This is a genomic window from Mesorhizobium sp. M7A.F.Ca.US.005.03.2.1 (assembly GCF_003997795.1).
GTDB lineage: Bacteria > Pseudomonadota > Alphaproteobacteria > Rhizobiales > Rhizobiaceae > Mesorhizobium > Mesorhizobium ciceri.
The window spans coordinates 1-13,051 of record NZ_RZRP01000078.1; the positions used below are offsets into that span (position 1 = coordinate 1).

The 13,051-nt window shown below is 62.0% G+C and carries 13 protein-coding genes; 12 read left to right on the top strand and 1 reads right to left on the bottom strand.

Going from position 1 to position 13,051, the window contains the following annotated elements; genetic code table 11:
• The first annotated feature begins 146 nt into the window (after window positions 1-146).
• Window positions 147-935 carry a 30S ribosomal protein S2 gene (gene rpsB, locus EN991_RS06960; protein ID WP_013531765.1) on the top strand — a complete coding sequence of 263 codons (789 nt, stop codon included), beginning with the start codon at window positions 147-149 and terminating at the stop codon, window positions 933-935.
• A gap of 109 nt (window positions 936-1,044) precedes the next feature.
• Window positions 1,045-1,965, top strand: a complete 921-nt coding sequence (gene tsf / locus EN991_RS06965; protein WP_013531764.1) for a translation elongation factor Ts — start codon at window positions 1,045-1,047, stop codon at window positions 1,963-1,965.
• Window positions 1,966-1,999: 34 nt separating this feature from the next.
• On the opposite strand, the gene EN991_RS06970 is transcribed toward tsf, so the two are convergent.
• Window positions 2,000-2,926: a LysR family transcriptional regulator gene (locus EN991_RS06970; protein ID WP_127368442.1), complete on the bottom strand. Its 927-nt coding sequence runs from the start codon at window positions 2,924-2,926 to the stop codon at window positions 2,000-2,002.
• Between the two features lie 116 nt (window positions 2,927-3,042).
• Here EN991_RS06970 and EN991_RS06975 point away from each other — a divergent pair, with 116 nt between their 5' ends.
• From EN991_RS06975 to fabZ, 10 genes are all read left to right on the top strand, one after another.
• Window positions 3,043-3,570, top strand: coding sequence for a nuclear transport factor 2 family protein (locus EN991_RS06975; RefSeq protein ID WP_127368443.1), 528 nt, complete (start codon window positions 3,043-3,045; stop codon window positions 3,568-3,570).
• Window positions 3,571-3,607: 37 nt separating this feature from the next.
• Window positions 3,608-4,717 (top strand): aldo/keto reductase, encoded by a 1,110-nt coding sequence (locus EN991_RS06980; protein ID WP_127368444.1) that lies wholly within the window; start codon window positions 3,608-3,610, stop codon window positions 4,715-4,717.
• A 147-nt stretch (window positions 4,718-4,864) separates the two neighbouring features.
• Window positions 4,865-5,587 carry a UMP kinase gene (gene pyrH / locus EN991_RS06985; protein ID WP_127368445.1) on the top strand — a complete coding sequence of 241 codons (723 nt, stop codon included), beginning with the start codon at window positions 4,865-4,867 and terminating at the stop codon, window positions 5,585-5,587.
• A gap of 98 nt (window positions 5,588-5,685) precedes the next feature.
• Window positions 5,686-6,240 carry a ribosome recycling factor gene (gene frr, locus EN991_RS06990; protein ID WP_013531759.1) on the top strand — a complete coding sequence of 185 codons (555 nt, stop codon included), beginning with the start codon at window positions 5,686-5,688 and terminating at the stop codon, window positions 6,238-6,240.
• 34 nt (window positions 6,241-6,274) lie between these two features.
• Entirely contained in the window at window positions 6,275-7,009 is a 735-nt protein-coding gene (locus EN991_RS06995; protein ID WP_013531758.1) for an isoprenyl transferase, read from the top strand.
• On the top strand, window positions 7,006-7,821 hold the full coding sequence (locus EN991_RS07000; RefSeq protein WP_127368446.1) for a phosphatidate cytidylyltransferase: 816 nt from the start codon (window positions 7,006-7,008) through the stop codon (window positions 7,819-7,821). Before EN991_RS06995 ends, EN991_RS07000 begins: the two co-directional genes overlap by 4 nt.
• 102 nt (window positions 7,822-7,923) lie before the next feature.
• Complete coding sequence (gene rseP / locus EN991_RS07005; RefSeq protein WP_024503348.1) at window positions 7,924-9,066, top strand: RIP metalloprotease RseP; 1,143 nt, start codon at window positions 7,924-7,926, stop codon at window positions 9,064-9,066.
• A gap of 217 nt (window positions 9,067-9,283) precedes the next feature.
• A complete protein-coding gene (bamA, locus tag EN991_RS07010; RefSeq protein ID WP_027161557.1) occupies window positions 9,284-11,656 on the top strand; it encodes an outer membrane protein assembly factor BamA in 2,373 nt (790 codons plus the stop codon).
• Window positions 11,657-11,731: 75 nt separating this feature from the next.
• Window positions 11,732-12,790: a UDP-3-O-(3-hydroxymyristoyl)glucosamine N-acyltransferase gene (gene lpxD / locus EN991_RS07015; RefSeq protein ID WP_127368447.1), complete on the top strand. Its 1,059-nt coding sequence runs from the start codon at window positions 11,732-11,734 to the stop codon at window positions 12,788-12,790.
• A partial coding sequence (fabZ, locus tag EN991_RS07020) for a 3-hydroxyacyl-ACP dehydratase FabZ (protein ID WP_127368448.1) occupies window positions 12,783-13,051 on the top strand: 269 nt, incomplete at its 3' end. The genes lpxD and fabZ, both read left to right, overlap by 8 nt.

The window sequence follows — 13,051 nt, forward strand, 5'->3', positions numbered from 1 at the left end:
CGCGCATCCCCTCTATATGCGCGCTCATTCCACACACGGACTTTGGTGTCTGCCCGGGAGAAATCCGGCTGAAACCTCCGGTGGCGTTCGAGGACAAAGTCCAAAAATGCCTGTGTCCGTGGAGGCTAACCGGAAAGGAACTTTGAATGGCACTGCCTGATTTCAGCATGCGCCAGCTTTTGGAAGCTGGCATTCACTTCGGCCACCAGACCCATCGCTGGAACCCGAAAATGGCGCCCTACATCTATGGCGCCCGCAACAACATCCACATCATCGACCTCTCGCAGACGGTGCCTTTGCTGCACCAGGCGCTGAAGCAGGTTTCCGACACCGTCGCCAAGGGCGGCCGGGTGCTGTTCGTCGGCACCAAGCGCCAGGCGTCCGACATCGTCGCCGATGCGGCACAGCGTTCGGCCCAGTACTACGTCAACTCGCGTTGGCTCGGCGGCATGCTGACCAACTGGAAGACGATCTCGAATTCGATCCAGCGCCTGCGCAAGCTCGACGAGATGCTGGCCGGTGAGGCGCAAGGGTTGACCAAGAAGGAACGCCTGAACCTCGACCGCGAGCGCGAGAAGCTCGACAAGGCGCTGGGCGGCATCAAGGACATGGGCTCGACGCCCGACCTGATGTTCGTGATCGACACCAACAAGGAAGCGATCGCCATTCTCGAGGCCAAGCGCCTCGGCATTCCGGTCGTCGCCATCATCGATTCGAACTGCGATCCGGACAAGATCGACTTCCCGATCCCCGGCAATGACGACGCGGCCCGCGCCATCCAGCTCTATTGCGATCTGATCGCCAAGGCTGCGATCGACGGCATCGCCCGTCAGCAGGGCGCGCTCGGCGTCGACATCGGCGCTTCGATCGAAGCTCCCGTCGAACCCGCGCTCGACCCGGCTCCGGCCCCGGCTGCAGACGCTCCGGAAGCTTGATAATCGAAGGCCGGTTGCGGCCTTCACCTTTCTCATATTCTGGCACGCTAAACAGACGCACCATCGAATACCGATGGTGCGTCGGTGCATTTAAAACAAAGAGGCGACAATGAGCATTTCGGCTGCACAGGTCAAAGAACTCCGCGACTTGACCGGCGCGGGCATGATGGATTGCAAGGCGGCGTTGACCGAGACCAACGGCAACATGGAAGAGGCCGTCGACTGGCTGCGCAAGAAGGGTATCTCCAAGGCCGACAAGAAGGCTGGCCGCACCGCGGCTGAAGGCCTGATCGGCGTCGACAACGGCGTGCGCGAGGCTGCCGTCGTCGAGGTCAATTCCGAGACCGACTTCGTTGCCCGCAACGCCGCGTTTCAGGAAATCGTCGCCAATGTTGCCAAGGTTGCGCTGGCCTACGGCACGACGGAGGCTGTGGCCGCCGCAAAGTATCCGGGTTCCGACAAGTCGGTTGCCGACACCATCAAGGACGCTGTCGGCACCATCGGCGAAAACATGGGCTTCCGCCGCTCGGCCAAGCTCACCGTCCCGCACGGTGCTGTCGCCACCTACGTCCACAACGCAGTTGCCGATGGTCTTGGCAAGCTCGGCGTTCTGGTCGCGATCGAGACCACGGGCAATGAGCATGCCGCCAATGCCTTTGGCCGCCAGGTTGCCATGCATGTCGCCGCCACCAACCCGCTGGCGCTGACGGCCGAGCAGATCGATCCGGCTGCGGTCGAGCGCGAGAAGGCGATCTTCGCCGATCAGGCGCGCCAGTCCGGCAAGCCGGAAGCGATCATCGAAAAGATGGTCGAAGGCCGCCTACGCAAGTTCTATGAGGAAGTCGTGCTCCTGAAGCAGGCCTTCGTGCTCAATCCCGACATCACTGTCGAGCAGGCACTGAAGGATGCCGAGAAGGAAATCGGCGCTCCGGCCAAGATCTCCGCCTATCTGCGCTTTGCGCTCGGCGAAGGCATTGAAAAGGAAGAGACCGATTTCGCGGCGGAAGTCGCGGCTGCGGTGAAGAAATAATCCTTACAAATAGCCCCTGAAGGGGCTTCTCAGCTCAGGCAACTCGGCCGGGTGTCCGCAAGGATGCCCGGCCGATTTCTTGTGCGGTGTCGATAAAGGCCCTGAGCTTCGGCGCCATTGACGCCCGGCGCGGGAAATAGAGGAATAGCCCCGGTTCCTCGATCGCCGTCTGCGGCAGCATCTGGACCAGGCGGCCCGCGGCAAGATCGGCGCGCGCCAGCGGCTCGAAGACATAGGCAAGCCCGACGCCTGCAAGCGCAAGATCGATTGCTGCGAGCGAATCCGTCACGACAACGCTGCCCCGCGTCTCCATGGCGATGTCCTTGCCATCCTCGATCAGATCCCAGCGATAGAGCGCACCAGAGCGGACGAGCCGGTAGCCAATACAATTGTGGTTCGCCAAATCGGCAACGCTGCTGGGACGGCCGTGCCGTCCGATATAAACGGGCGAGGCCACGATGACGACGGAGAACGGCGGCGTCAGCCGGACCGCGACCATGTCCTGGGCGATCATCTCGCCAAGCCGGATGCCGGCATCGAAGCCTTCGCCGACGATGTCAACCAGACCCTGGTCAGCGAAGACCTCCACCGTAACCTCCGGATAGCGTTCGGCCATCGCGGCGACCACCGGCGTCACCGCCAATGGTATGGCGATGTTGGAGGCGTTGATCCTGAGCAGGCCAGACGGCCTGCCTTTGACGCTGCGGATACGGTCCATCCGCTCGGCAATATCCTGGAGGGCCGGAGCCGCCGTTTCCACCAGCGCCTTGCCGGCCTCGGTGAGCGAAACGCTGCGCGTCGTCCGTGCGAACAAAGGCTGGCCGATCCGCTCTTCGACAATGCGCACCGCATGGCTGACTGCCGAAGGGCTCATGCCGAGTTCGGCGGCGGCAAGCGCGAAGCCGCCGCGTCGGGCCACGGCGACGATCACAGGCAAGTGGGTGAGCAGGTCCCGGTACATTCATGCATGATATCGCATGGTCCATGCGAACAATGCAATCTTGTCGATGTCGGCCGAGCGGTCCACATTGCCGGCCGCACGTCGACGATGGGCTGATGGCATCGAGGAGAAAGAACATGAATGCGTTGAAGCGCGTAACTTTCGCGGCAGGCATGGCGTTGGCGCCGATGGACGCCGGCGAGGCGGAGCCATCAGACTGGCGGGCGCTCGCAGACGAACGCGCGGTCATTCGCATCGCCGATGCCATCGACCGGGCCGTCGACGCCCAGAACTGGAAGCCTGCACGCAGCTATTTCGCGGATCGGGCCACTGCCGATTTCAGCAGCCTTTCCGGACAGCCGGCGGCCAACATCGCTTCCGACGACCTGATTGGCGCCTGGGCGGCCAACCTCAAGGGCAGCAAGACAAGCCTGCATCTGCGCACCAATCACCAGGTCGTTCTCGAAGGGGACACGGCGACTGTCCTGTCGAACGGCTATGCCTGGAACCGGATGGAAGGCAATGGCGACCCGCTTTGGGAGGTCTGGGGCACCTATGAGCATCACCTGACGCGTTTTGCGGATGGCTGGAAGGTCGATGGCTTTGCGTTCCGCATGACACACGAGCGCGGCAATCCCTGGGTCAAGACCACTCCGGGCCAGTGACGCTCGGGCATCTATCACCAAGCATTGGAAGACGATTATGACCATGACCTACTACACTCTTGGCAACAGCGGCCTCAGGGTCAGCCGGCTGGCGCTGGGCACGATGACTTTCGGCACGGAATGGGGCTGGGGAGCCGACAGGGATACGGCGCGGGCGATGTTCGACGCCTATGTCGAGGCGGGCGGCAATTTCTTCGACACGGCGGATCTCTACACAGACGGCACGGCCGAAGCCTGGCTTGGCGAATTCATCGCCGAGCGCGGCTTGCGCGACATGGCGGTGATCGCCAGCAAGTTCACCATGAACATGCAGCCCGGAAATCCGAATGCCGGCGGCAATGGCCGCAAGAACATCATGCGGGCCGTAGATGTTTCGCTGAAACGGTTGGGGACCGACTATATCGATCTCTATCTCATGCATGTCTGGGACAGGCTGACCCCGGCCGAGGAGGTCATGCGCACGCTGGACGACCTGGTTCGGATGGGCAAGGTGCGCCATGTCGGCCTTTCGGATGTGCCCGCCTGGTATGCGGGCCGCGCACAGGCGATCGCCGAATTGCGCGGATATGAGCCGGTTTCGGCGCTACAGCTCGAATATTCATTGGCCGAACGCGCGATCGAGAATGAGTTCGTGCCATTCGGCACGCGCCATGGCGCCGGCATCATGGTGTGGAGCCCGCTGGCCAGCGGGCTGCTGAGCGGCAAGTATCGGCCGGCTCAGGCCGGAACCGCGGGCCGGCTCGACGGATTTCGCAACTCGACGCATCCGGGGTTCCAAAAGTTCACGCAACGCAACTGGGCTATCGTGGCCGAACTCGAGAAGGTCGCATCCGAGATCGGCCGCAGCATGCCTCAGGTCGCGCTCAACTGGGTAGCGACGCAGCCGGGGATCGCGACCGTCATTCTCGGTGCGACGACGCTCAGCCAAATGCAGGACAATCTTGGCGCGCTGGATTTCGAGATTCCGAAAGCGCATCGCGACCGGCTGGAGAGGGTCAGCAGAACTCCAGCGCCGTTTCCCTATTCCTATTTCGGCGCGCAGATACAGGCGCGCGTCACCGGCGGCGCGACAACCGGCGACAAGCCCTCCAACTACGTGTCACCGGTGCTTATCGAAGGAGAGTCGGCCAGCGTGTCCACCAATTGATTGATGGGACAGGAAACCGGCGAATTTGCCGTTTGGGCGCCGCGTGACATCGCGGCGCCCTTCGTGTATCGGAACGCCATTGTTTCGAGGCGGCGCCTGCGCGAGGGTAGCCACCGGAACGCGCCACATGCAAATGAAGAGGCCCAGATGACGTTGAAGCCCCTCTACCGACGTGTCTTGTTGAAAGCGTCGGGCGAAGCATTGATGGGCGAGCAGCATTTCGGCATCGACGTTTCAGTGGTGGATCGCATCGCCGGCGACATCGCCGAGGCGCGTGCATTGGGCATCGAGGTCGGCGTCGTCATCGGCGGCGGCAACATCTTTCGCGGCGTGGCGGTTGCCTCCAAGGGCGGCGACCGTGTCACCGGCGACCACATGGGCATGCTTGCCACGGTGATCAACTCGCTGGCGCTGCGCACGTCGTTGAACAAGATCGGCGTCGACGCCGTGGTGCTTTCGGCGATCGCCATGCCCGAACTTTGCGAGAGCTTTTCGCAGCGCCAGGCGACTGCCTACATGAACCAGGGCAAGGTGGTGATCTTCGCCGGCGGCACCGGCAATCCGTTCTTCACCACTGATTCGGCCGCCGCCCTCCGCGCGGCTGAAATTGGCGCCGACGCACTGTTCAAGGGTACTCAGGTCGACGGCGTCTACTCGGCGGACCCGAAGAAGGACCCGAATGCGACGCGTTTCGAGCGCATCAGCCATGGCGAAGTCATAAATCGCGGCCTTTCCATCATGGATACTGCAGCGATTGCACTTGCGCGCGAAAACAACATTCCGATAATCGTCTATTCGATCCACGAAAAAGGTGGTTTCGGCGATATTCTGAGGGGCGGCGGCCGCTGCACGGTCGTCGCGGACGATTGATCGGCGGCCTGGCCCGAAGGGAAACCGGTTTTCGAAGGTCCGATTCGAAGACGGCCCCGAAGCAGTGAGCCCGCATTAGACGGGTCGAGGAGATAAAGATGAGTGGTGAGTACGACGATCTCAAGCGGCGCATGGATGGGGCCATCGCCGCGTTCAAGCATGATCTGGCTTCGCTGCGGACCGGTCGCGCCTCCAGCAATCTGCTCGATGCGATCCAGGTGCAGGCCTATGGCACCACCATGCCGATCAATCAGGTCGCCAACGTCTCGGTGCCGGAGCCGCGCATGATCTCGGTGTCGGTCTGGGACAAGTCGATGGTTGGCGCGGTCGACCGCGCGATCCGCGAATCCAATCTGGGTTTCAACCCGATCGTGGACGGCACCAACCTCAGGATTCCGCTTCCCGAACTCAACGAACAGCGCCGCAAGGAACTGGTCAAGATCTCGCACACCTACGCCGAGAACGCCCGGGTCGCCGCGCGCCATGTGCGCCGCGACGGCATGGACTTCCTGAAGAAGGCGGAGAAGGACGGCGACATCAGCGAGGACGATCAGCGCAAGCGCTCGGACCAGGTTCAGAAACTTACCGACGAGACGATCAGCACCATCGACCACCTGCTTTCCGATAAGGAAGCTGAAATCATGCAGGTTTAGGGTCTTGGCCTCCGGCTGACCCGAAAGCGAGAACATGGCAACGCCCGCGCATGTCGCGATCATCATGGACGGAAACGGACGCTGGGCCAAGGCGCGCGGCTTGCCTCGTCTTGCGGGCCATCGTGCCGGCGTCGAGGCGCTGCGCAAGACGGTGCGCGCAGCACCCGGGCTCGGCATCTCCTACCTGACCGTCTACGCTTTCTCGTCGGAGAACTGGTCGCGGCCGAAATCCGAGGTCAGCGACCTGATGGGCCTTCTGAAAATGTTCATCCGCCGTGACCTTGCCGAACTGCACCAGAGCGGTGTGCGGGTTAGAATCATCGGCGACCGGGCAGGGCTGCAGCCCGATATCAGGGGACTGCTCGACGAGGCCGAAACGCTGACGGCCGCAAATGAATCTCTGACGCTGGTGATCGCCTTCAACTATGGCGGACGCGACGAGATCGTTCGCACGGCGCAAAAGCTCGCTTTGGCCGTGGCGCGTGGCGAACTCGACGCCGAGGCGATATCAGCCGAAAGCTTTGCCGTTGCGCTTGATACGCAAGGCATTCCCGACCCGGAACTGGTCATTCGCACCAGCGGCGAGCTTCGCCTGTCGAATTTCCTCCTGTGGCAGGCCGCCTATAGCGAGCTCGTCTTCCTGCCTTGCTACTGGCCCGACTTCAGCCGCGAGCACCTTGCCGAGGCCTTGCGTGAGTTTGCTGGCCGCGAACGCCGGTTCGGTGGACTTGGAGGCCAGGACGTCGCTTCGCGACCGGCCGCGGGATGAGCAATCTCCAGCTGCGTGTCGTTTCGGCGATCGTGCTCGCCATCATCACTCTCGGTCTGACCTGGATCGGCGGTCTGCCGTTCCGGCTGCTGTGCGCCGTGATATCGGCGGCGATCTTCTATGAATGGACCCGCATGTCGCGCCCGACCGGGGCCACGGGCCTGGGTTTCCTGCCGGAAGCATTGCTGGTCGTCTTCGTTGGCGCCTTGATCGGCGGCCTGGCCGCCTCCTGGCTGCTGCCGCTTGTGGCGGCCATTGTTGCCGCAACGGCGATAGCCGCCTCGCTTCGCAAGACCGGACAATGGGATGCGAGCGGCCTCGCCTATGCCGCGGTTTCAGGCCTGTCGCTCGCCTTGCTGCGCGATGGCGATCGTTCGGGCCTCATTGCCATCCTGTTCCTGTTTGCGGTCGTCTGGGCCACCGATATCCTTGCCTATTTCGTTGGCCGTGCCGTTGGGGGGCCGAAACTGGCGCCCTCTATCTCGCCCGGCAAGACGCGCAGCGGCGCGCTCGGCGGTGCGCTCGGCGGCGTCGTCGCCGGGCTGGTCCTCGCCGTAGCTGCCGGTGTCGGCAATCTGGCATTGCTCGGCCTGGTGGCGCTCGTGCTGTCGATTGTCTCGCAGGCAGGCGACCTGTTTGAATCCTGGGTCAAGCGCCGCCATGGCCGCAAGGACTCAGGCGCGCTCATCCCGGGCCATGGCGGCGTCATGGATCGTGTCGATGGGCTTGTCGCAGCTGCATTCGCCCTATACGTCATCGGCTGGATTTCGGCGAACGCCGATCATCCGGCGCAGGGTCTGTTTCCCGTTTGAGTGGTGTCATTTCAGGTCCTTTGCGCGATGCGCCTTGGATTCGCCCGGATTGGTGTCACAGTCACGGCGCAGTCTGCGCCGTGGAAGAATTGAGGGTTTGTCTTGAACGAGATTCTTCACGCGCTTTTCAGCACACAAGGCTTTGTCCTCGGCACGCTGGTGCCATTCCTCTTCGTGCTGACCGTGGTCGTGTTCGTCCACGAAATGGGCCATTACCTTGTCGGGCGCTGGTGCGGCATCGGCGTCAGGGCCTTCTCGATCGGCTTCGGCCCGGAACTCTTCGGCTTCAACGACAGCCACGGCACGCGCTGGAAACTGTGTGCGATACCGCTTGGCGGCTATGTCAAATTCGTCGGCGACATGAACGCCACATCGAGCCAGCCGACGTCGGAAGAAATTGAAACGCTGACCGCGGAAGAGCGCAAGGTCGCCTTCCACACGCAGCCGATCTGGAAGCGCGCGGCAACGGTGGTGGCCGGACCGCTGTTCAATTTCCTGCTGACGATCGTCGTCTTTTCCGTGCTGTTCACCGCCTATGGCCGCTATGTCGCCGAGCCGATGGTGGCCGAGGTGACCGCCGACAGCCCGGCGGCGAAGGCCGGCATCCTTCCCGGCGACCGATTCGTCAGCGTCGACGGCAACAAGGTCGAAACCTTTGGCGACGTTCAACGCCTGGTTTCGGGCCGTGCGGACGACGCAATCACTTTCGTCATGCTGCGCGACGGCCGGGAGGTCACTGTGACCGCGGCACCGCGGCTGATGGAACAGGAAGACGCGCTCGGCAACAAGGTCAAGGTCGCTGTAATCGGTGTCGTCAACAACAAGGAACTCGGCCAGCCACGGCTCATCACCTACACGCCTGTTGGAGCTGTCGCGGCAGCGGTCGAGGAAACCGGTCACGTCATCCAGCGCACCGGCCAGTTCCTGCAGCGCTTTGTTGTCGGGCGCGAAGACAAATGTCAGCTGGGCGGCCCGGTGAAGATCGCCGACATGGCGGGCAGGGCTGCGAAACTGGGATTCGAATGGCTCGTGCAGCTGGTTGCACTGCTATCCGTTGGCATCGGAATTCTGAACCTTTTGCCGATTCCCCCCCTCGACGGCGGTCACCTCTTGTTCTACGGGGTGGAGGCTGTCATTCGCCGTCCGGTGTCGGAACGGATGATGGAAATGGCCTATCGGGCCGGGTTGCTTCTGGTGCTGTGCTTCATGGGGTTCGTTTTTTGGAACGATCTGTTTGGGTGCTGAAATCATGAAGAAATTTGGCTTCTGCATGGACGATGTTGAGACGCCGTTTACCATGCAAGGGGATATGAGTGACGCGAAAGCCACGCCGCAGGGTTAAGTAAATACAAATTAACCAGAAGCCTTGCGTGTAGGGAAAATCCGGTTAATACGGTAGGGGAAATTACCGCACGTCCGGTTTTCTCGCCGTGGGGACTACGAGAAAAGGTTATTAAGCCCGATGAAGGCAGCATCCAAGTTTCTAAGCGCCGCGTCCGCGGTGACCCTGTCCGCGGCCATGGTCGTGCCAGGCGCGCTCGCAGTGCAGTTCGTTGCCACATCGGCGGCTGAAGCCGCTGTCGTCAGCAGAGTCGAAGTAAGCGGCAACCAGCGTATCGACGCTGAGACCATCCGCAATTACATCACCATCAAGCCGGGCAAGGCTTTCTCCAGTTCCGATATCGACGGTGCGGTCAAGGCACTGTTTGGCACCGGCCTGTTTTCGGATGTGCAGATCAACCAGGTCGGCTCGACGCTGGTGGTGAAGGTTGCCGAGTATCAGGTTGTCAACCAGGTGCTGTTCCAGAACAACAAGAAACTCAAGGACAATGCGCTCGCGGCGGCGGTGCAGCTGAAGCCGCGCGGAACGTTCTCGCAGGCGACGCTCGATGCCGACGTGGAGTCGGTCAAGGCTGCCTACAAGCGCATTGGTCGCGACGACGTGACCGTGACCACGCAGGTCATGCAGCTTGGCGACAATCGCGTGAATGTGGTCTTCAACATTGCCGAAGGCGATCGCACGCAGATCGCGGCGATCAATTTCGTCGGCAACAGCGCCTATTCCAGCCGCCGCCTGTCGGATATCATCAACACCAAGCGTTCGTCCTGGGTTTCCTTCATCCTGCGCGACGACGTCTACGACGATGACAAGCTGCGCGCGGACCAGGAGCTGCTGCGCCGCTTCTACTACAATCACGGCTATGCCGACTTCCAGGTCGTGTCCGCCGTCGGCGAGCTCGACAGCGCGACGAACAAGTACACGGTCACCATCACCGTCCAGGAAGGCGACCGCTACACGTTCGGCGATGTCAGCGTCGAGAGCACGATCCCTGAAGTCGACGGCAAGTCGCTGGAATCGGTGATCGAGACCCACAAGGGTGACGTCTACAACGCCAAGAACGTCGAGGATTCCATCATCGCGCTGACCGAGAAGGTGGCCGGTTCCGGCTATGCCTTCGCGCAGGTCACGCCGCGCGGCGACCGCAATTTCGAGAACCACACCATTTCGGTGGTCTATACGATCGACCAGGGCACCAAGGCCTATATCGAGCGCATCGAGATCCGCGGCAACGATCGCACGCGTGACTATGTCATTCGCCGGGAGTTCGACGTCAGCGAAGGCGACGCCTTCAACCAGGTGCTCATCCAGCGCGCGAAGAAGCGCCTGGAAAACTTGAATTACTTTGAGAAAGTCGACATCTCGACTGTGCCGGGTTCGCAGCCCGACCAAGTCGTTCTGGTGGTTGACGTGGTTGAGAAGTCGACCGGCGAGTTCTCGGTGGGTGCTGGTTATTCGACCGGTGGCGACACGGCCGGTCCGTCGGTCGAAGGCTCGGTGACCGAGCGCAACTTCCTCGGCCGCGGCCAGTTCATCAAGGTGTCTGCGGGCGGCGGCAAGAATTCGCGCGACTACAGCCTGTCCTTCACCGAGCCTTATTTCCTCGGACGGCGCATCGCCGCCGGTTTCGACATCTTCAAGCAAACCCGGAACTACGATCATTACGACAGTGACACCACGGGTGCGACCGTGCGTTTCGGCCTGCCGATCACCGACAGCATCACGACGCAGCTAGCTTACAACATCTCGCAAGAGAAATATAAGCTGGATGATGATTGCGTGACCGGTGGCATTTATGATCCCCTTAAGTGCAATGTTTCCGACGCTATCCTGGATGGCATAGAGCAGAGCCCATGGATCAAGTCTTCGGTTAGCCTGGGATTGGTCTACAACACCATCGACGACATGAAGAACCCGCACGAGGGTATCTACGCCACCACGACGGTGGAAGTCGCGGGTCTCGGTGGCGATGCAAAGTTCGTGAAGGTCACGGGGCGAGGCAGCATCTACCAGACGCTGTCGGAGCAGTATGATCTGGTCGGACTTATTTCGGGCGGCGCCGGTCATGTCGAAGGCTACGGCGGCGACGGCGATCTGCGCGTGTTCGATCACTTCCAGAGCAGCGACCGCATGATCCGCGGCTTCGCCTACGGCGGCATCGGTCCGGTCGACAACGACGGCGCTGGCGACCATCTGGGCGGCACGACCTATTTTAACGCCTCGGCGGAAGCCCAGTTCCCGCTTCCGGTCGTTCCAGAGAGCTTCGGCCTGCGTGGCGCGGTCTTCGCGGATGCGGCCACGCTCTACGGCAGCAAGGTTGCCAACGACTTGGTCGACCAGTCGACGGTGGGCATGAAGCTGCGCGCTTCGGTCGGTGTTGGCTTGATGTGGGCGTCGCCGTTCGGTCCGATCCGTATCGACTACGCGATCCCGGTCAAGAAGGAAGCGTCTGACGACGTGCAGGAATTCAACTTCGGCATATCGACCCGCTTCTGATCGGCGGCCAACGATGCTCCCGGGTCTTCAGGGTCCGGGAGAAATGTTCCGACCTAGCTGGATATAGCTTCTGGAATGACCGATCCGGTGTTCTTCGCGCCATCACGCCGGTATACGGCGGGCGAAGTCGCGAATCTGACCGGCTCGGTGCTTGTCGATTCCGGCCACTCCAATATTTTGATCGAAGCACTCGCGCCGGCCAGCGAGGGCGGCGAGAATGCGCTCGTCTTTGTCGACGGCAAGCGTAATTCCGCGCTGATGCCGTCGCTGCGGGCTGCCGCGGTGCTGTGCCCGGCGGAATTTGCCGGCAAGGCGCCGGCAAGCGTTGCCGTTCTCATTCATCCGCGTCCGCAGCAGGCCTTCGCGCTGATCGGGCGTCTGCTGTTTCCGAGGGCAGCGACACCAGGGCCGATGACCAGTGAAACCGGCGTCTCGCCGCACGCTCATGTCGATGCGACCGCGCATGTCGAAGCCGGTTCCGTCATCGAGGCCGGCGCGGTTATCGGGCCAGGCGCTTCGATCGGCAGCGGTACTGTCATCGCCCCGAATGCGGTCATCGGACAATCCTGCCAGATCGGCCGCGACGGCTATGTCGGTCCGGGCGCCAGCATCCAGTATGCCTTGATCGGCAATCGCGTCATCATTCATGGCGGCGCCAGGATAGGCCAGGATGGTTTTGGCTTCGTCGGCGGGGCCAAGGGTCCCGAACGCGTGCCGCAGATCGGCCGTGTCGTTATCCAGGACGACGTCGAGATCGGCTCCAACACCACCGTCGATCGCGGCGCCATGTCCGATACGATCATCGGCCAAGGCACCAAGATCGACAATCTCGTGCAGATCGCCCATAACGTCCGCATCGGCCGCAATTGCATAATAGCCGGGCTTTCGGGTATTTCGGGTTCTGTGGTCGTGGGTGACAATGTCACCATGGGCGGCGGCGTGGGGCTTGCGGATCACCTGACCATAGGGACAGGGGCCAAGCTTGCCGCCAGAAGTGGATTTATGAGCAATGTCCCTGCAGGCGAGATCTGGGGCGGCTATCCGGCACAGCCGATGGCGGAAGCCATGCGGGAGATAGCCATGCTGCGCAAGCTCGCCAGGACCCGCAAACAGGGCGAGGGAGGCAATGGCTGACATGATCGCGTCGACGACGCTGGAAGCGGTCGACATCATGGGGCTGATGAAGCTCCTGCCGCACCGCTATCCGTTCCTGATGATCGATCGTATCGTCGACATCGATGGCGACGAATCCGCCATCGGCATCAAGAACGTGACCATAAACGAGCCGCATTTTCAGGGCCATTTCCCTGAGCAGCCGGTCATGCCGGGTGTGCTCATCGTTGAGGCGATGGCGCAGACGGCCGGCGCCATCTGTATCCGCAGCCTGGGTACCGA